Genomic DNA, 16437 nt, shown 5'->3' with positions numbered 1-16437 from the left:
CGACGGCGTTTCCGACATCGGGAGCCGCATCTCGACGGGCCGCCGGCGCCCTCGGGGATACGATACAACTCGGGGCGCGGCGCACTCACTTGTAGCGGTCACCCGCCGCATCTACCCGGCACATTCCATTCACCCGCCGCGCGCGTAGTCGACGACGACGGAGGACGCCGCGTAGCCGATCGCGCCGACGACGACCGCGGCCGCGATTGCCAGCAGGTAGTCGCCGACGGCGACGTACGCGAGGAGGAACGCGACCATCGCGACGGCGTTGCCACAGAGGAACCGAAGGGTGCGAAAACTCGGGTCGGGAGATCCCGCCATGTGCGGGGAGTTCCGCCCCGGGGACAAAAACCCGTCAGTCGGCGTGGCGGGTCTCGTCGCCGTGCCGTCGTCCCGCCGCCGCTCGCGGTCGGCGGCCGCCGGCCTCCGTCGGAGGCCGGCCACGGATTAACTGGCGGGGTCTACTCATCTTCGTGAAATCTTAAATGCGAATGCGGAGGCAGTAATACAAAATGAAGCCGGACGAGACCGAAGACGCACCGGTGGAGGACGACGACCCACCCGGATTCGCGAGCTTCGGCCCTCGCCGGAGCGACCGACCGGCTGACAGAAGCGCCGAGCGCCATCGGCGAACGGCGGCCGCCCGCCACGGCGACGGCGACGCGCTTCGCTGGCGGTGGCTGGCGTACCTCGCCGTCGGTGCCGCCGTGTTCGCCGTTACGGGGATGTGGAGCGCTGGCACGCTGGTGGAACACGCCGGGAGTGCTCCCGCCGATGTGTGGCTGCTCCCCGCGCTCCACGGCGCGGTCGCCGAGCTCGCCATATCGGTCCGGCTGGGCGCAGTGTTTGCCGCCGGCGTCGCCGCACTCGTCGGCGGGTGGGTGGCGCTGTCGGTCGGCCTCCGCACTCGTGGCGGGCGGTAGGCGCGGGGAGGGACTCCGGCTCGCAGGAAAACGCCTTAGGGAGATGCCGCGGTACGTGATCGCATGGTTCTGAAAGAGTCCGATTCCGAGCTCGACCGTGGCGACGCTGCTCCCAGCTTCTCGCTGCCCGGCACGGACGGTGAGACGTACACCCTCGACTCGTTCGACGCCGAGGCGCTGCTTGTCGTGTTCACCTGCAACCACTGCCCGTACGCGAAAGCGAAGTTCGACCTGCTCAACGAGCTGGCCGCCGACTACGACGACCTCGCAGTCGTCGGGATCAACCCCAACGACGCGTCCGAGAAGGCGGACGACTCGATGGCGGCGATGCAGGAGTACGTCGCCGACGGGACGATCGCCTATGACGCCTACCTCCGCGACGAGACGGCCGAGGTCGCCCGCGCGTACGGCGCCGTCTGCACGCCCGACCCGTTCCTGTTCGGCCGGGTGGATGATGATGCGGGCGACGCCGACGACGAGTGGACGCTCCGATACCACGGACGGCTCGACGACGCGCTGAGTCCCGACGAGGAGGCAACCGAGTTCTACATCCGCGGCGCGGTGGAGTCGGTCCTCGACGGCGACGAAGTGGAGATCCCGGACCGCCCCTCGCAGGGCTGTTCGATCAAGTGGCCGGACGAGTCGTCCGAGTGACAGAGACCGGCTCAGTTGCGATCCTCAGCAGGGGACATATTTCGGCGACGGTGCTGTTCAACGCTACCCCTAGATGAGTGATACCGGGAGTGAGTGTTGCAGATCGTCGGTGGTGAGGTAGTATATAAACGGTCGAGAGTAGCAGTAACGTCTGGCTTATAAATGGTAGCGCGGTGCGGTGGCGTCGCCGGCGCCCCGCGCCGGCGGGCCGCGGCGGCGAAGCCGACGCGAGGCGCCCGGCGAGCGCCCAGCGGGTGCTCGCCGGCGCGCGAGGGAGTCGTCGCCGCAGGCGACGACGAGGCTGGGGAGGCGTGAGGTGCTGTGCGGAGCGGTGCGGGGTGGGACTCAAAGGGGCAGCCGTTCTCGCCGGAGGCGGGAAACAGCGAGTCGGTCCATCGGACCGTCTCGCCCGTGGTCCGGGAAGACGGCCGACGTAAGCACTCAAAAGGGCGAGCCGTGCGAGCCCTTTTGAGCGCGCAGCGAGCGCATCGACCGGAGCCGGCTGGGGCTTTGCAGGCGGTCACCGCAGTATCGTCGGTCGCTTATAAACAGCCGTCAGCAACACTATTTACTCACTGATAAACGACATCACAACCGATCTGCGCTACTTACTCCCGATATCGCTCAACAAGCAGCCTTCAACAGTGGTTCATCTGCGAGCAGGGACGAAAAACAGGGTTCGGCCGCGGAAACGCCACTCACCCGTCGTCGTCCGCGAGCCGTTCGAGCGTCTCGCGGGCGTTCTCGACGGCGGCCTCGTGTTTCGCGGGATACGCCTCCACCTTCGAGCGGAGGGTGATCCCCGGACCGAGCCGCACGTCGCCGCGGAAGGCGGCCTGTTTGTCCAGCCGCAGGAACAGCGCGCAGTTGTCGTCGACGCGCTCGTCAAGCTCGCCGAGCACCCGGTCCAGCTCGTCGAGGTCCGCCAGCCGGTCGAGGACGTGGCGCATCTCGTCGGCGCGCTCGACGCGCGCGGACAGCACGACGATCCGGTCGCCGTGGTGGCCGACGCTCTCGGCGCGCTCGATCTCCGTGTCCTCGGGGAGGAACGTCCGTAGCGCCTCCGTGACGCGCTTTTCGTCCTCAGTGGCGTAACAGAACGTACGGAGGTCGACGTAGTGGAAGGGAATTCGGGGCATCGACGACGTGGGCGCGCTACTCCTCCTCGGCGACGAGTTCGAGGGCGTCCTCGGGGACGCCGGTCTCCTGGCCGTCCTCGAAGCTCACGGTGTAGGTCGCCTCGCCGAACATCGTCTCCATCACCTGCGTGATCGTGCCCGTCTCGCCGTCGTACTCGCTGTGTTTGTCGTGGAACACGACCTCGTCCTCCTTCTCGAAGCTCATGGTCGCCCTTCCATCGGGACGCCTAAAAGCGCGCGGATCCGGGGCGGGGCCCACCACGGGTGGTCTCCGTAGAGCGCTCAAAAGGGTCGCTCGCATTAAAAGGGTCGCTCGTGTTCGAGAGGCCGCCGCGTTCAGTCGGCCGAGCCGACGGCGCGGTGGTACGGCGTCCGGGCGATCGTCTCTCTGAGCTCGGCGAGCGAGTCGCGGCCGGCGTCGCCCGCGGCGGACATGACCGCGAACACCTCCTGACGGGAGATCTTCACCCCCGCCTCGGTGAGCGCGTCCTCGGGACGCGAGCGGAGCTCGCGAAGGGTGCCGACCGCCAGCAGGTAGGGGACGGACCACGCCTCCATCGTGTTGCCGTGGGTGAGCGGCATCGCCTCCAGGTACTGCTGGGCGTCGTCGAGGAACGAGCGGGCGTGATTGGCGGTGCGGTCGACGACGCGAGCGGACGACTCGCGGTTCTCGGGGGCGATGATCTCCTCCTGGGAGACGCCCTCAGCTTCCAGCCACTCGGCGGGGAGGTAGACGTTGTTCTCCTCGGTGTAGTCGTCGTACACGTCCTTCGAGACGTTGACCAGCTGGAGGAGGAGCCCGAACTCCTCGGCGGTCTCGCGCAGCCGCCGTGCGCGGCCGTCATCGAGGTCGTCGCGCGTCAGCAGGTTGGTGATCAGGTTGCCGACGGTGCCCGCGGCGTAGTAGCAGTACTGTTCGAGTTCGGCCTCGTCGGTGATGCGGAGCCCGCCCTCGTCGGCGTGGCGCTCGACGAACATCGCCATCCCGTCGACCATCTCCAGGACGGGTGGAACGATGGCCGTCCGCACCTCGGGCTCCAGCTGCTCGAACGTCGCCATGATCGTCGGGGATTCGGCGACGACCTCCCAGTCGGCGTTGCGCTCGTCGGGCGCGGGCAGCCACTCGTCGACCTCCGCGCGGAAGTCGTCGATGGTGGCCGCGGTGTCCGGGTCGACGGCGTCCCTGTACGTGCGAAGGACCGCGCTCTGTTCGGCCGGAGGGATGTGGCCCGCGTCCTCGACGGTGTCGGCGACTCGGCAGAGAAGATAGCCGAGACAGATGTGGGAGTCCATCGGCTCGTCCAGCACGTCGACGGTCAACGCGAAGGTGCGGGACACCCCTTGGACGGCCTCGTGACACCACGCGAGGTCGGGCTCGGCTGAAGCGTGTGCTCGTCCGCTCATTCGGATATCCTGTCTTACGGCACGACGCATAAAAAAGCCTCGCGGGGCGTCTTTCGCCGAGAATGCGGCCACTCCGTCGCGTCGCCGCTCGAAAACCGGACACGGACACGATTCCGTCGACGGGCGAACGACGCGGAAACGCCGTGGGCGTGTACAACCGTGTGGAAACGGCTAAGGCGGTCGCCCGGAACGTCCGACCATGGAGTTCTCGCTGTCCGCTGAGCAAGCGCAGATCCGCGAGATGGTCGCGGAGTTCGTCGACGAGGAAGTGGTTCCCCGCGCCGCCGAGATCGACGAGACCGACGAGTTCCCCGCCGACCTCGTCGCGGAGATGGCCGACCTCGGGCTGATGGGGATGCCGTTCCCCGTCGAGTACGGCGGCGCCGGCCTCGACTACCACAGCTACGCGATCGGGTTGGAGGAGATCTCCCGCGGCTCCGGCGGGCTCGGGACGGTCGTCGCCGCGCACACCTCGCTGGCCGGCAACATGGTGTACGAGTTCGGCGACGAGGCGCAGAAGGAGCAGTACCTCACCCCGATGGCCGAGGGGTCCGACATCGGCGCGTTCGCGCTCTCGGAGGCGGGCGCCGGCTCCGACGTGCCGGCGATGACCACGACAGCAGAACGCGAGGGAGAGGGCTACACCATCTCCGGCGGCAAGCTCTGGATCTCGAACGGCTCGGTCGCCGACACCGTCGTCGTCTTCGCGAAGACTGACCCGGACGCCGGCCGGAAGGGGATCTCCTCGTTCGTCGTCCGGCCCGAGGAGGACGACGGCTTCGTCGTCGAGGGGACCGAGGAGAAGCTCGGCGACAAGGGCTGTCCGACCGCCGAGCTCCGCTTCGACGACCTGTGGGTGCCCAAAGAGCGCCGGCTCGGCGAGGAGGGCGAGGGGTTCGTGCAGGCGCTCAAGACGCTCAACGGCGGCCGGATCACGATCGCCGCGCGCGGCGTCGGCATCGCGCGGGCCGCGCTCGACGAGGCCGCCGACTACGCCACCGAGCGCGAGCAGTTCGGCGGCCCCATCGCGGACTTCCAGGCGATCCAGCACAAGCTCGCGGACATGGACACGAAAGTGCAAGCAGCGAAGCTGCTGATGCACAAGGCGGCCGACCTGAAGATCCGCGACGAGGACTTCATCAAGGAGGCCGCACAGGCGAAGCTGTACGCCTCGGAGATCTCCCGCGAGGTCGCCAACGAGGGGATCCAGATCCACGGCGGCTACGGCTACACCAAGGACTTCCCCGCAGAGCGGTTCTACCGCGACGCCAAGCTCAACGAGATCTACGAGGGGACCAGCGAGGTGCTCCGGAACACGATCGCCCAGCAGCTGTTGGACGAGTAGGCGGTCGCGCACGCGAGCTTGCGTAGCGTCATTTCAGTGTTTCGACCAGTAGCGTCATTGTCGACCAAAACGGATATACTCGTTCCCACTGTATGTGGGAACATGACCAAAGTGGATTCAAAGGGGCGAATTGTTCTCCCGCAGGAGGTGCGAGAACGCCTCGGTATTACCCCCGGTACGGAGGTAGATGTCCACGAAGAGGACGGAAAAGCGGTTGTGAAACCTGAAGACAGCCCCAACGAAATCCTCGAACGAATGGAGCAACTCGTTGAGGAAGCGACGGCAAACCGAGAGGAGACGACGCCGCTTCCTGACGGAGTCGATCCAATTGCGCAAAAGCATAGAGATGCCGTCCAGCGAGGAGCGGAGAACCACAATAATGAGTGACGCAGGCGGTCCGTATCTGTTCGACGTTGGTGTGATTGCTCTTGCACACTCAACGGCCCCGGTTCGTGATGCTGCACTCTCGTACGTTCGGGAGGGTATCGCTGGCGAGATCGATGCTGTTGTTCCGTACGCCGCGCTGTTCGGAGCTCACACTGTTCTCACGACGTATTATGGATATTCAAACACGGATGCTTCGCGTTTGCTCCGGAATTTCATGGATGCGAAGCGAATCCATTGGTACGACCGAATGCCCCAAGCGGTAGTCCGGGGTGGCCTTTCACAGTCGAGTGAGGCAAACATCGATGGATGGGATGGGTATTATGCGCAGGTTGCGATCGATGAAGGAGTAAATACGGTGTTGACGATCGACGATGATTTTGAACGATTTGATGAGTTCCAGACCGAGGTTATTCTGTCACCCGACGAGTTTGCCGAACTGAACCGATTTCTTGGAAGCTGATTCCAGTTCCGTGAAAACGAGCATCGCACCTCCCAACGACGGCTGGAGCCGCCGCATCGAACGCTTTTAAGGCACTCGTGCCCTCCGTTCCGATGACAGATGGAGCTACTCGTCGTGGGCGCCGGGGAGATGGGCCGTTGGGTGGCGGACACCCTGACGGCCGACGCCTCGCCGGTCGACGCGGCCGTCACGTTCGCCGACCGCGACCGTGAGGTGGCGCTCGACGCCGCGCGCTCCCGGCACGCGGACGTGGTTGCCCCCGACACGGACGCGACGTTCGACGCGGTGTGTCTCGCCATCCCGATGTCGGCAGTGCCGGCCGCGGCCGCCGACTACGCCGACAACGCGGAGTCGGCGATCTTCGACGTTTCCGGCGAGATGACCGAGGCGGTCGCCGCACTCCGCGAGCACGCGCCAGATCTCGAACGCGCCAGCTACCACCCGCTGTTCGCACCCCCGCGCGTTCCCGGCAACGTCGCGGCGGTGGTCGACGCGGACGGGCCGGCCGTGTCGGCCGTCTCGGGGGCCATCGAATCCGGCGGCAACGACGTGTTCGAGACGACTCCCGCCGAACACGACGAGGCGATGGAGACCGTGCAGGCGGGCGCACACGCCGCCGTGCTCGCGTGGCGGCTCGCCGGCGACGACATCCGCGAGGAGTTCCACACCCCCGTCTCGGCGGCGCTCGACGAGATCGCCGACACGGTGACCGAGGGCGCCCCCGAGGTGTACGCCGAGATCCAGGCGGCGTTCGACGGCGCGGACGACGTGGCCGACGCCGCCCGCGAGATCGCCGACGCCGACCCCGAAGCGTTCGCCGCGCTGTACGAGGCCGCCCGCGAGCGCGGCGACGGCGAGCCCCGGGAGCGACACGAGTGAGCGCCAAGCAGCCGGTCGAACCGCCCACGAACGACCACGAACCACACACGACACCCCAACAGGACCCACTGATGACCCAGAAGGACCCACGATGATCGACAGAGACGCCGTCCGCAACAACGCCAACTATCTGCGCAACGTCCGGCCGATCGACCCCGACGAGATCGCCGACTACATCGAGGGCGGGGCCCACCCCGCCGTCGTCCGCGAGACCCTCCGCGAGGAGGCGTTCGATCTCCGCCTGCGTGAGACGGAGGAGGGAACCTTCGTCCCGGTTCCGGAGGAGACGGTTTCCCCGCCGGGCTGGGAGCCCGACGCGTTCCCCGACGCGTACACCTTCCAGCTGGAGGACCTGCTCGTCCGCGAGTTCGGCGCCAACTGGCACGTCGACGAGTCGGGCGACCGGCTCCGGGAGGTCGTACGCCGGCTCAAGACGGACTACCTGTACGCCAACGACGTGGCGTACGGCGAGGACGCCGCGCTCGGCTACGCGGTCTACCACCTGCCGGACTACTACGCGGCGGTCGGCTACGTCCTCGACGACCTCGCGGAGAACGCGCACCTCGACCGGGTGGTCCGCGTGCTGGACGTGGGCGCCGGCGTCGGCGGCCCCGCGCTCGGGCTCCACGACTACCTGCCCGACGACGCGGTCGTCGACTACCACGCCGTCGAGCCGAGCGCGGCCGCGGACGTGCTCGACCACATGCTGGAGGCCACGGGGCGAAACTTCCGGGCGAGCATCCACCGGGAGACGGTCGAAGAGTTCCTCGGACTGGAAACGGACGAGACGGTGCCGGCGGGTGACACCTCCGATATCGACGGCGAGGGCGGCGACGACGATGGCGACGTGAGCGTCGGCCACCCGCCGGGCGAGGAGCCGGAGCCGGCACATCCGACGGACGACCCCTTCGACCTCGTGCTGTTCGGCAACGTGCTCTCCGAGCTGGAGGATCCCGCGGACGTGGTCGAGGCGGCCATGGACGCGCTCGCCGAGGACGGCAGCGTCGTCTCGCTGGCGCCCGCGGACCTCAACACCGCCACGGGGCTCCGCGACGTCGAGCGCGCGGTCGAGGGGCGTCGCGACGACGCGACCGTCTACTCACCGACGCTCCGGCTCTGGGAGGGTGCGACTCCGACGGACCGCGGCTGGTCGTTCGACGTCAAGCCGGACCTCGCGGTCCCGCCGTTCCAGCGCCGGCTCGACGAGGCCGCCGACCGCGGCCCCGACGAGGAGCCCGGTGAGTTCCTGAACGTCGACGTGCAGTACGCCTACTCGATCCTCCGTCGGGACGGCGCCCGGCGGGCTGACGTGCGGGCGAGCCCCGGTCGCGTGGCCCGGATGGCGGAGTCGGAAGACCACGTCACGGACCGCGTCAACCTGCTAGCCGTAAAGCTCAGCCACGACTTGAGCGACGGCGGCAATCCACTGTACAAGATCGGCGACGGCTCCCAGCAGTTGGAGCACTACCTCGTCTGCACCCGCGAAACGTCGCTCAACGAGGACCTCCGGCGGGCCGACTACGGCGCCGTGCTCTTCGTCGAGAACGGGCTCGTCCTCTGGAACGACGACGAGGGCGCCTACAACGTCGTGGTCGACGACGAGACGGTCGTCGACATCGTGGCACCCTGACCGGCCGCCGGCCGAGCCTCACTTTTCAGTGTCGGTGTCGTCGTCGCCCGGTTCACCACCGGCTCCGCCGTCCCCCAGCTCCCCGAGCCCGCCGGCGTACCGCCGTCGGGCGACGACGCCGACGAGCGCCAGCGGCGTGCCCACGGCGATGACGTACGGCGCGACGTAGGCGGCCCCGACGACGGTCGCCCGCGCGAGCGTGCCGACGCCGCTCACGGACGCGAGGAAGGCGGCGGCGACACCGGTGTCGTACCACGACTCGGTCTCCGCCGGCTCCGGTTCGGGCGGCTCCTCGCGCAGCGAGACGGTGATCGTCGAGAGCGCAACCCGCTCCTGAAGGGAGGCCTGCTGGGCCTCCAGTCGTTCGATCTCCTCCTGGGTGGCGGAGAGCTCCGACTGGACGGCGAGGACGTCCTCCGTCTCGTTGGCCTCCTCGTAGAGGTCGCGCAGGCGGTCGCGCTCAACGCGGAGGTTCTCCAGCCGGGCGTCGAGGTCGGTCAGCTCGTCGGAGACGTCCTCACTCTCGACGGCGGAGCGCTCCACTTCTCCGATGTCTTCCAGGTCGTCCATCGCGGCGTCGAAGTCGTCGCTGGGGACGCGCACCACGAGCTCGGCGGTCGCGAACTGCTCGCCTCGACGCTCGTGTGTCTCCCGGCTCGCGTCGCTGACGAAGCCGTCGTGGTCGTCGACGATGTCGCGAACCGTTCCGTCGGCTTCCGCGGCGTCGTCAACGGTCGTCTCCAGTTCGCCGGTTCTGATGAGCTGTCGCTCGGCTGCTGTGACGGCGGCAACGTGCTCGCCGTCGGCACTCCCGTCCTGGAACGAGTAGGCCTCGTCTTCGGCGGTTTCAGCGTCCGCGTCCGCGTCGAGCGCGGACCGGTCGACATCGTCGCCTGCATCGCCCACGTCAGCGCCATCATCCGCCCCGGTACAGCCGGCGAGCACCAGCATGCCGGCGACGGCACAGACGAGGAGGAGTCGTCTCGTGTTCATCGGCGACGACTACACACCCAGTTGTGGTAAAAGGTCGCAAGAGACAAACGGGCGTTTGTGCCACCGGTCCAGTGGGCAGTGCGCTGCCCGTGACCGTCATCCGCTGCCCGTGACCGGCATCCACGGCCCGCGTCATTAACACGCCGGCGCCCCAACTGCCGGCATGCTCGGTCGCCGCTATCTGGAGATGACGTGGCGCGACGGACTGTTCTGTCATTGGCCGGTCGAGCCCGCCGTCGTCGAGAAGACGCTGCCGGACCGGCTGTCGGTCGCGACCCACGATGGCGACGCCTACCTCGGGATCGTCCCCTTCGAGATGGAGGACATCCGCCCGCGGGGCGCCCCGTTCGGACTCTCGTTTCCGGAGCTCAACCTACGGACGTACGTCGAGGGCCCGGACGGCCCCGGCGTCTACTTCTACAACCTCGACGCCGACGACCGGATCGGCGTCCCCGTCGCACGCCGGCTGTTCGCGCTGCCGTATTACCGCGCCGAGATGGACGTGCGCCGCCAGCCGGTCGCCGCCGACCGCGACGAGCTGGAGCGCGACGGGCCCGCCTACCGGGTCCACTTCCGGAGCGACCGCGTTCACGCCGGCGTTCCCTCGGCAGAGTTCGACGCCACCTACGAGCCCGTCGGCGACGTGTACGAGGCCGAGCCGGACTCGTTGGACGCCTTCCTCGTGGAGAACTACCGGTTTTACGCGCAGGGCAACCGGCTGTACGCCGGCGTCATCGACCACGCGCCGTGGCCGCTCCAGCGCGGCGAGGCCACGCTCCGGACGAACACGCTGTTCGAGGCCAACGGCTTCGAGCATCCCGGCGGCGACCCCATCGTCCACTACAGCGAGGCGGTCGAGGTGACCGCCGACCGGATCCGCCGGGTGTGACGGCGTCTCGGCGCCGTTGCGGTCCTGCGTGGACCCGCGGGGCGCCGCTTCGACCGGAACAGGGGTCGTGATACCGCGACCCGCGGAAGTGTTATCCCTTGGCGGGAACTATGTTTGTTTGCAATGGCAAACGGAAAGGTTGATTTCTTCAACGATACTGGCGGCTACGGTTTCATTTCGACTGACGACGGCGACCTCGACGACGACGAAGACGTGTTCTTCCACATGGAAGACGTCGGTGGAGAGGACCTGACGGAAGGTACTGAGGTTGAGTTCGACATCGAGTCCTCGCCCAAGGGCCCCCGCGCAACGAACGTCGTTCGACAGTAATACCGCGACACTCTCGTCGTTTGTAGCGACGGACGTGCTTTCGGTTTTTCAACACAGCTACTCTTTGAGCGACGGCGCTCCGTACATTCAAATATTCCCGTCGAGAGCGGCGCGTGAGCGCGACGGGCCTCGCTCTCTGCAAAAATGGGTGAATCCGCGGGTCCGCTACTCCTCGACGTCCTGCACGCGGCGGTGGACGACCAGCACGGGGCCGAGCGACTCGGCGGCGACTCGTTCGTGAAACTCCCCGAACACGAGCGAGCGCCAGTCACTGGCGCGCTCGCCGAGCACCACGGCGTCGTGGTCGGCGGCGGCGTCGATGATCGCGTCGACGGAGGCGTCACCCAACAGCGACTCGGCGGCGACGGTGTGCCGCTCGACGGCGGCGTCCGGCACGCCGGCGTCCACAAGCGTCGCCGCGGCGGTGTCGACGAGGCTCTCGCCCTCACGTTCGTCGCCGTCCTCCGCGACGCCAAGGAGGGTGACGGAAATGTCGCGGTCGCCTCGCACGTTCGCGACGAACCGGGCGATCCGCACGGGATCGACGTCACCGTACAGTGGAACGAGCAGCGAGTCGACGCCGGCGACGGTGTGCGGGTGGAGCACGGCGGTCGCGCCCGTCTCCCGTTGCACCCGGTCGACGATCGCCTCGCGCTCGCGCCCGAAGACGAGCCGCGTCTCGACGTCCCCGCCGGCGTCGCGGAACGTCTCGGCGAGCTCGGAGAGCGACTTCAGTCCCCGCTTCTCGTACTGCTCGCGCATCTGCTCGGGCGGCGTCTGCTCGGGCACGACGTGGTAGCCGAGCAGGACCACGTCGGCCGTCGAGAGGAGTTCGGCGAGTCCCTCGACGACGGTGTCGCCTTCGAGCACTTTTAGGGGAACGAGCACCCGCTCGCGCTCGCCGGACTGACCGCCGTCGGTCGCCAGACTGTGCGTCATCGCCGTCTCGGTCGGAGCGTCAGTGTGGTTGTCGGACATTAGAGTTCACCCTTAAGCGTCACGTCCCGCGCGTAGTAGTAGTACCAGCCGATGGCGCCGAGCATGATGGCAACGCCGATCACCTGTGACTCCCGCTGCATGAACCCGATGAGCGCGAAACTCGAGATCGCGCCGAGCACGGGGATCACGGGGCCGCCGGGGACGACAAAGTCGGGGTCGTACCACTCGGGCGGGTTCCGGCGGAGCATCAGCAGGGCCACGCAGATCAGCCCGTACATGATCAGGTGGAGAAAGGAGGCGACCTCCGCGAGCATGTCGACGCGGCCCACTAAGACGAGCACGACCGTTGGGCCGCCGGCCATCGCCAGCGCGACGTGGGGCGTGCCGTACTTCAGGTTCACGCGGCTCGCGAACGCCGGCAGGATGGCGTCACGGCTGGTGGCGTAGATCGCCCGCGAGGTCGAGAGCACGGAGGCGTTTGCCGACGACACCGTCGCCAGCAGGCCGCCGAGCAGAATGACGACGGCACCAGGCAGGCCGAAGAAGTGGCGGGCGACCTCGACCATCGCCGTCTCGCCGAACTCGCCGAGGCGGACCCGACCGAACGCGCTCGTCGCGATGAAGATCGCCGAGACGTAGAGGATCCCCACGACGATCACGGAGCCGACCATCGCCAGCGGCAGGTTCCGCTCGGGGTTCTTGATCTCGCCGGCGACCGTCGCCACCTGCGCGAAGCCGAGGTAGCTGGTGAACACCAGCGCGGCGGTGGTCAGGACGGGGAAGTAGCCCTCGGGCGCGAACGCCTCGGGCACGGACTGCTCGCCGAGGACGCCGAGCGCGTCGAGGCTCCCGTACAGGATGAACGTCACGAGGATCCCGAGCAGGAGCGCGACGACGTAGTTCTGGAGCTTCGCGGCGTTTTCGGTCCCGGTCGCATTGAGGATCGTAAAGAGGATCCCCGCGATCACGGCGACGGGGACGAGCACGCCGGAGCCGTCGATCCCCATCTCGGCGAGGACGGCGACGAAGTACTCGCCGAATCCGACGAGGTAGAACGCCGTCGCGAACACGAGCCCGAGCCACAGCGAGAGGCCGACGACGGCGCCCGCGGCGGTTCCCATCGCCCGCGAGATGAAGTAGTAGCCGCCGCCGGAGCGCGGCATCGCGGTCGCCAGCTCCGAGGCGGGCAGCGCCACGAGCAGGGCGACGACGGCGCCGATGGCGAACGAGAGCGCGGCGGCCGGCCCCGCCTGCTCGGCGGCGAGTCCGGGGAACACGAAGATCCCCGCCCCGATCATCGTCCCGATGCCGATGGCGAGGCCGCCTTTTAAGCCGATGGTGCGCTCCAGCTCGACGTCGTCGTCGTGGACGTCGACCTCCGCGCCGGTCTCGACCGGCGACTCGGCGACCGGCGACTCGCCGGCGCGGTTCGCGCCGCCGACGCCGGCATCGGGTGACGCGTCGGCGCCAGCCGAGGGATCGCCGTCGGTCACGAGCGCTCACCTCCTTGCGAGGAGGACGGTCCGTCCGGTATGTGGGATATCACGTCCGACATGTAGCGAAACTGTCGAATGGAGGCCGTTTATACGTGGTGGCGGGTTCGGGGAGCACCACGGCCCGTCACGGGGAAACGGAAGGACGAAACCCCCCGCGGTCGAACGCTCGGGCAGATGTTCCCCCGCGAGTACCGCGGCGTCGCGTTCGCGGTCGTGTTGTTCGTCGTCGTCCAGTTGGGCGCGCTGGCGCTCGTCCCCGAGTTCGCCGACAGCGGCTACCAGCCGGTCGAGGACCCCGAGAATCCGGCAAACAGCTTCATCTACATTCTCGCGATCATCGTGATGACCGGGCTGATGCTGGCCGCCTTCAAGTACGACTTCGACTGGGCGATCCGGCTGCTGATCATCGGCGTCTCCGCGTGGCTCTCCTGGTACGTCTTTGCCGCGCTGGTGTCGCCGGCGGTCGCCGTTCTCCCCGCCGCGGCGGTCGGCGTCGGCCTCCTGGTCCACCCCGAGTGGTACGTCCTCGACACCGCCGGGGTGTTGATGGGCGCCGGCGCCGCCGGCCTGTTCGGCATCTCGTTCGGGCTGTTGCCGGCGCTCATCCTCCTGACGTTCCTCGCCGTCTACGACGCCATCTCCGTGTACGGCACCGAGCACATGCTGTCGCTGGCCGAGGGCGTGATGGACCTCAACATCCCCGTCGTGCTCGTGATCCCCCTCACGCTGTCGTACTCGCTGCTCGACGACGACTTCGAGGGCGCGGCCGACGTGCACGAAGGGAAAGACGAGGACGCCGGCACGGAGGCGGACGGCAAGGAGGCAGAAGCCGCCGAGAGCGACGAGACGCCCGACGCCGACAAGACCCCAGACGGCGAGGACGACCCGACCCGGGACGCCTTCTTCATCGGGCTCGGCGACGCGGTCATCCCCGCCGTGCTCGTGGCGAGCGCGGCGCGCTTCTCGCCCGCGGAGGCGCTTTCCGTCCCGCTCATCGGGCTCAACCTCCCCGCGCTCCTCGCGATGGTCGGCACCGTCGCCGGGCTCCTCGTGTTGATGAGCTGGGTGATGAAGGGGCGGGCACACGCCGGGCTCCCCCTCCTCAACGGCGGGGCGATCGGGGGGTACCTGATCGGGTCCGTGGTCGCCGGCGTCCCCCTGCTGGAGGCGCTCGGCCTCGCGACGTTCTTGTAGGCACCGGGTAGGCTCTCCTCATCGAAGACGAGGCGTGTGGAACCACCAAACAGACTTACCTGCCGACGGCGTTACGGTTCAGTTATGACCGAACGGGTGGGTGAGGGCGCCGGCACGATTCGCGTTCTTCACGTGGATGACGAGCCGGACTTTGCCGAGATGGCCGCGGCGTCGCTTGAAAGGGAGGATGAGCGGTTCGTGGTTGACACCGCCACGAGTGCCGGCAGCGGTCTCGACCGCCTCAACGAGACCGACTTCGACTGTGTCGTCTCTGACTATGATATGCCGGGTGAGAACGGGATCGAATTTCTGAAAGCCGTCCGAGACAACGTTCCGGATCTCCCCTTCATTCTGTTCACGGGGAAAGGCAGCGAGGAGGTCGCAAGCGAGGCGATTTCCGCCGGCGTGACGGACTATCTCCAGAAGGGAACCGGAACTGACCAGTACACCGTACTGGCAAACCGCGTTACGAACGCGGTCGAAAAATGGCGAGCGGAGCGGGAAGCCGAACGAACCCGTACTCGTCTGGAAGCGATTGCTGTGTTGAATAGATGCTGATTCATTGTTACAGCGGTTCACACAGCGGTTCTATGTTAATGATGGCGAACATCAGGACGATCTCACGGAACTGCCGATACCAGCCAAGCGCTCGCACGGCATCGCCGAGCGAGCGCTTCGTTGTCGAGTAGGACGTTTCGGCCATCCATCGCTGAGAGTAGCCGTTTGCTCGGTTGAGCGCGTTGTTCGCGGCTGCTTTCGCTGATGAGCCGCGATAGTGAACAAGGTACTCAACGTCATGTGCGGCGATTTCGTACTCGGTATGCCAGTCTTGGAAGCCGTTGTCGGCGGCGACGGACTGCAGGTCGTCCGCGTTTCGGCGGACGACCTGCGGTCCAGTCTTCGTATCGTGCTTCCACCGCGCTGTGATGTGAACGTCAAGAACCGCAAGCGATTCCACATCAGTCAATGTCGTCACTTTCAGCGTCTGTATCGTTCGTCCTGCCCGCTGGCGGAAGTACGAGGACGCACGGCGGCGGTCGAAGAACGTGCTGTCGAGAGCGGCGTGTCCAGACTGCGGGTGCTGCTGCGCGGAAACGCGCAGCAGCGCCCGCCACACCCACATTTTCAGCCGATCAAACGACTTGTAGATCGTTGTGTGATCGGGGAGATCGTCCCGATCTAAGCCGAGAGCGTCACGGACTTCGTCCATGTACTTCAGCCGATTCGGCGTTTCACGGTAGCTGTGGGCCTCTTCGACCCGAAAACAGTGAAGAACAACGTGGATCCAGCGGGCGAACCCGCCGCTGGCGGGCTCGCCCGCGTGCTTCCCTAACGCTTGTTTAGCTAGGTCACGACACTGCTCAATGAAGTCGAGGATATCGATCTCCATGCCAGGTTCGATTTCCTTGGCTTCACCCTTCTAAACTGGTGATATCGGTAGATAAGATCGCTATTCAACACAGCAGAAGCGATCACCGCGAACTCGAACGACGCCATCCTCACCGTCGATTCCGAGAACACCATCCGGTTCGTGAACCAAGCCGTCAAGAACCTCTTCGGCTATGAGCCCGACAGTCTCGTTGGTGAACCACTGACCACCCTGATGCCGCCCCGGTATCGCGAGAGCCATCGTGAGGCGATCGACCGGTACATCGAAACCGGCGAACGAACGGTCGACTGGAGAGCGGTCGAGTTTCCCGCCCAACACCGGGACGGTCACGAGATCCAGGTCTCGATCTCGTTCGGTGAGTTCGAGGAGAACGGTGAACAACGGT

The 16437-nt window shown here is 67.0% G+C and carries 18 protein-coding genes and 2 pseudogenes; 12 read left to right on the top strand and 8 right to left on the bottom strand.

Annotated features, from left to right (window positions below):
• Nucleotides 1-129: 129 nt before the first annotated feature.
• Nucleotides 130-321 (bottom strand): hypothetical protein, encoded by a 192-nt coding sequence (locus ACYQ07_RS04075; RefSeq protein ID WP_459877730.1) that lies wholly within the window; start codon nt 319-321, stop codon nt 130-132.
• A 191-nt stretch (nt 322-512) separates the two neighbouring features.
• Between ACYQ07_RS04075 and ACYQ07_RS04070 the strand changes: the two genes are divergently transcribed.
• Together ACYQ07_RS04070 and ACYQ07_RS04065 are read left to right on the top strand one after the other, a co-directional pair.
• Nucleotides 513-923, top strand: a complete 411-nt coding sequence (locus ACYQ07_RS04070) for a hypothetical protein (RefSeq protein WP_459877727.1) — start codon at nt 513-515, stop codon at nt 921-923.
• Nucleotides 924-986: 63 nt separating this feature from the next.
• The gene (locus tag ACYQ07_RS04065; RefSeq protein ID WP_459877724.1) at nt 987-1577 is read left to right on the top strand and encodes a thioredoxin family protein; all 591 of its coding nucleotides are present in this window, start codon (nt 987-989) and stop codon (nt 1575-1577) included.
• 698 nt (nt 1578-2275) lie between these two features.
• Here ACYQ07_RS04065 and ACYQ07_RS04060 read toward each other — a convergent pair.
• The 3 genes from ACYQ07_RS04060 to ACYQ07_RS04050 form a co-directional block, all read right to left on the bottom strand.
• Nucleotides 2276-2716 carry an RNA-binding protein gene (locus ACYQ07_RS04060; RefSeq protein ID WP_459877721.1) on the bottom strand — a complete coding sequence of 147 codons (441 nt, stop codon included), beginning with the start codon at nt 2714-2716 and terminating at the stop codon, nt 2276-2278.
• Nucleotides 2717-2732: 16 nt separating this feature from the next.
• Nucleotides 2733-2921, bottom strand: a complete 189-nt coding sequence (locus tag ACYQ07_RS04055) for a DUF1918 domain-containing protein (RefSeq protein ID WP_459877718.1) — start codon at nt 2919-2921, stop codon at nt 2733-2735.
• Between the two features lie 131 nt (nt 2922-3052).
• Nucleotides 3053-4120 carry a phytoene/squalene synthase family protein gene (locus ACYQ07_RS04050; protein WP_459877715.1) on the bottom strand — a complete coding sequence of 356 codons (1068 nt, stop codon included), beginning with the start codon at nt 4118-4120 and terminating at the stop codon, nt 3053-3055.
• A 199-nt stretch (nt 4121-4319) separates the two neighbouring features.
• Between ACYQ07_RS04050 and ACYQ07_RS04045 the strand changes: the two genes are divergently transcribed.
• The 5 genes from ACYQ07_RS04045 to ACYQ07_RS04025 all read left to right on the top strand — a co-directional run bounded on the left by ACYQ07_RS04045 (nt 4320) and on the right by ACYQ07_RS04025 (nt 8821).
• A complete protein-coding gene (locus tag ACYQ07_RS04045; RefSeq protein ID WP_459877712.1) occupies nt 4320-5465 on the top strand; it encodes an acyl-CoA dehydrogenase in 1146 nt (381 codons plus the stop codon).
• A gap of 102 nt (nt 5466-5567) precedes the next feature.
• Entirely contained in the window at nt 5568-5852 is a 285-nt protein-coding gene (locus tag ACYQ07_RS04040) for an AbrB/MazE/SpoVT family DNA-binding domain-containing protein (protein ID WP_459877709.1), read from the top strand.
• Entirely contained in the window at nt 5845-6312 is a 468-nt protein-coding gene (locus ACYQ07_RS04035) for a hypothetical protein (RefSeq protein ID WP_459877706.1), read from the top strand. The genes ACYQ07_RS04040 and ACYQ07_RS04035 overlap by 8 nt, the downstream gene beginning before the upstream one ends.
• Nucleotides 6313-6411: 99 nt before the next feature.
• Nucleotides 6412-7191: a prephenate dehydrogenase gene (locus ACYQ07_RS04030; RefSeq protein ID WP_459877703.1), complete on the top strand. Its 780-nt coding sequence runs from the start codon at nt 6412-6414 to the stop codon at nt 7189-7191.
• Between the two features lie 91 nt (nt 7192-7282).
• A complete protein-coding gene (locus ACYQ07_RS04025) occupies nt 7283-8821 on the top strand; it encodes a small ribosomal subunit Rsm22 family protein (protein ID WP_459877700.1) in 1539 nt (512 codons plus the stop codon).
• Nucleotides 8822-8839: 18 nt separating this feature from the next.
• On the opposite strand, the gene ACYQ07_RS04020 is transcribed toward ACYQ07_RS04025, so the two are convergent.
• Entirely contained in the window at nt 8840-9814 is a 975-nt protein-coding gene (locus ACYQ07_RS04020) for a DUF4349 domain-containing protein (RefSeq protein WP_459877697.1), read from the bottom strand.
• A gap of 163 nt (nt 9815-9977) precedes the next feature.
• On the opposite strand from ACYQ07_RS04020, the gene ACYQ07_RS04015 reads away from it, so the two are divergent.
• Together ACYQ07_RS04015 and ACYQ07_RS04010 are read left to right on the top strand one after the other, a co-directional pair.
• A complete protein-coding gene (locus ACYQ07_RS04015; RefSeq protein WP_459877694.1) occupies nt 9978-10703 on the top strand; it encodes a YqjF family protein in 726 nt (241 codons plus the stop codon).
• Between the two features lie 123 nt (nt 10704-10826).
• Nucleotides 10827-11033 carry a cold-shock protein gene (locus ACYQ07_RS04010; protein WP_076581923.1) on the top strand — a complete coding sequence of 69 codons (207 nt, stop codon included), beginning with the start codon at nt 10827-10829 and terminating at the stop codon, nt 11031-11033.
• Nucleotides 11034-11198: 165 nt separating this feature from the next.
• Here the strand turns inward: ACYQ07_RS04010 and ACYQ07_RS04005 are convergent, their stop codons facing one another.
• Both ACYQ07_RS04005 and ACYQ07_RS04000 read right to left on the bottom strand, forming a co-directional pair.
• Nucleotides 11199-12011, bottom strand: a complete 813-nt coding sequence (locus ACYQ07_RS04005; RefSeq protein WP_459877691.1) for a universal stress protein — start codon at nt 12009-12011, stop codon at nt 11199-11201.
• The gene (locus ACYQ07_RS04000) at nt 12011-13465 is read right to left on the bottom strand and encodes an APC family permease (protein WP_459877688.1); all 1455 of its coding nucleotides are present in this window, start codon (nt 13463-13465) and stop codon (nt 12011-12013) included. Before ACYQ07_RS04000 ends, ACYQ07_RS04005 begins: the two co-directional genes overlap by 1 nt.
• 177 nt (nt 13466-13642) lie before the next feature.
• Here ACYQ07_RS04000 and ACYQ07_RS03995 point away from each other — a divergent pair, with 177 nt between their 5' ends.
• Together ACYQ07_RS03995 and ACYQ07_RS03990 are read left to right on the top strand one after the other, a co-directional pair.
• Nucleotides 13643-14662: a presenilin family intramembrane aspartyl protease PSH gene (locus ACYQ07_RS03995; RefSeq protein WP_459877685.1), complete on the top strand. Its 1020-nt coding sequence runs from the start codon at nt 13643-13645 to the stop codon at nt 14660-14662.
• An 84-nt stretch (nt 14663-14746) separates the two neighbouring features.
• Nucleotides 14747-15199, top strand: a pseudogene (locus ACYQ07_RS03990) (response regulator); the annotation flags it as partial.
• 28 nt (nt 15200-15227) lie between these two features.
• On the opposite strand, the gene ACYQ07_RS03985 reads toward ACYQ07_RS03990, so the two are convergent.
• Nucleotides 15228-16052, bottom strand: a complete 825-nt coding sequence (locus tag ACYQ07_RS03985; protein WP_459877682.1) for an IS5 family transposase — start codon at nt 16050-16052, stop codon at nt 15228-15230.
• 51 nt (nt 16053-16103) lie between these two features.
• Here ACYQ07_RS03985 and ACYQ07_RS03980 point away from each other — a divergent pair.
• A pseudogene (locus tag ACYQ07_RS03980) lies at nt 16104-16430 on the top strand (PAS domain S-box protein); the annotation flags it as partial.
• Between the last annotated feature and the right edge of the window lie 7 nt (nt 16431-16437).

This window comes from Halorubrum gandharaense, assembly GCF_054654575.1.
Note: the sequence above shows the minus strand (reverse complement) of the source record. Positions and strands in the feature narration are given on the sequence as shown.

What these genes read in the sequence shown, in the direction of transcription:
- ACYQ07_RS04045 (WP_459877712.1), top strand. Translation starts at nt 4,320, where the DNA reads ATGGAGTTCTCGCTGTCCGCTGAGCAAGCGCAGATCCGCGAGATGGTC.
- ACYQ07_RS04015 (WP_459877694.1), top strand. Translation starts at nt 9,978, where the DNA reads ATGCTCGGTCGCCGCTATCTGGAGATGACGTGGCGCGACGGACTGTTC.
- ACYQ07_RS04035 (WP_459877706.1), top strand. Translation starts at nt 5,845, where the DNA reads ATGAGTGACGCAGGCGGTCCGTATCTGTTCGACGTTGGTGTGATTGCT.
- ACYQ07_RS04005 (WP_459877691.1), bottom strand. Translation starts at nt 12,011, where the DNA reads ATGTCCGACAACCACACTGACGCTCCGACCGAGACGGCGATGACGCAC.
- ACYQ07_RS04040 (WP_459877709.1), top strand. Translation starts at nt 5,568, where the DNA reads ATGACCAAAGTGGATTCAAAGGGGCGAATTGTTCTCCCGCAGGAGGTG.
- ACYQ07_RS04065 (WP_459877724.1), top strand. Translation starts at nt 987, where the DNA reads ATGGTTCTGAAAGAGTCCGATTCCGAGCTCGACCGTGGCGACGCTGCT.
- ACYQ07_RS04070 (WP_459877727.1), top strand. Translation starts at nt 513, where the DNA reads ATGAAGCCGGACGAGACCGAAGACGCACCGGTGGAGGACGACGACCCA.
- ACYQ07_RS04050 (WP_459877715.1), bottom strand. Translation starts at nt 4,120, where the DNA reads ATGAGCGGACGAGCACACGCTTCAGCCGAGCCCGACCTCGCGTGGTGT.
- ACYQ07_RS04060 (WP_459877721.1), bottom strand. Translation starts at nt 2,716, where the DNA reads ATGCCCCGAATTCCCTTCCACTACGTCGACCTCCGTACGTTCTGTTAC.
- ACYQ07_RS04030 (WP_459877703.1), top strand. Translation starts at nt 6,412, where the DNA reads ATGGAGCTACTCGTCGTGGGCGCCGGGGAGATGGGCCGTTGGGTGGCG.
- ACYQ07_RS03995 (WP_459877685.1), top strand. Translation starts at nt 13,643, where the DNA reads ATGTTCCCCCGCGAGTACCGCGGCGTCGCGTTCGCGGTCGTGTTGTTC.
- ACYQ07_RS04020 (WP_459877697.1), bottom strand. Translation starts at nt 9,814, where the DNA reads ATGAACACGAGACGACTCCTCCTCGTCTGTGCCGTCGCCGGCATGCTG.
- ACYQ07_RS04025 (WP_459877700.1), top strand. Translation starts at nt 7,283, where the DNA reads ATGATCGACAGAGACGCCGTCCGCAACAACGCCAACTATCTGCGCAAC.
- ACYQ07_RS04075 (WP_459877730.1), bottom strand. Translation starts at nt 321, where the DNA reads ATGGCGGGATCTCCCGACCCGAGTTTTCGCACCCTTCGGTTCCTCTGT.
- ACYQ07_RS03985 (WP_459877682.1), bottom strand. Translation starts at nt 16,052, where the DNA reads ATGGAGATCGATATCCTCGACTTCATTGAGCAGTGTCGTGACCTAGCT.
- ACYQ07_RS04055 (WP_459877718.1), bottom strand. Translation starts at nt 2,921, where the DNA reads ATGAGCTTCGAGAAGGAGGACGAGGTCGTGTTCCACGACAAACACAGC.
- ACYQ07_RS04010 (WP_076581923.1), top strand. Translation starts at nt 10,827, where the DNA reads ATGGCAAACGGAAAGGTTGATTTCTTCAACGATACTGGCGGCTACGGT.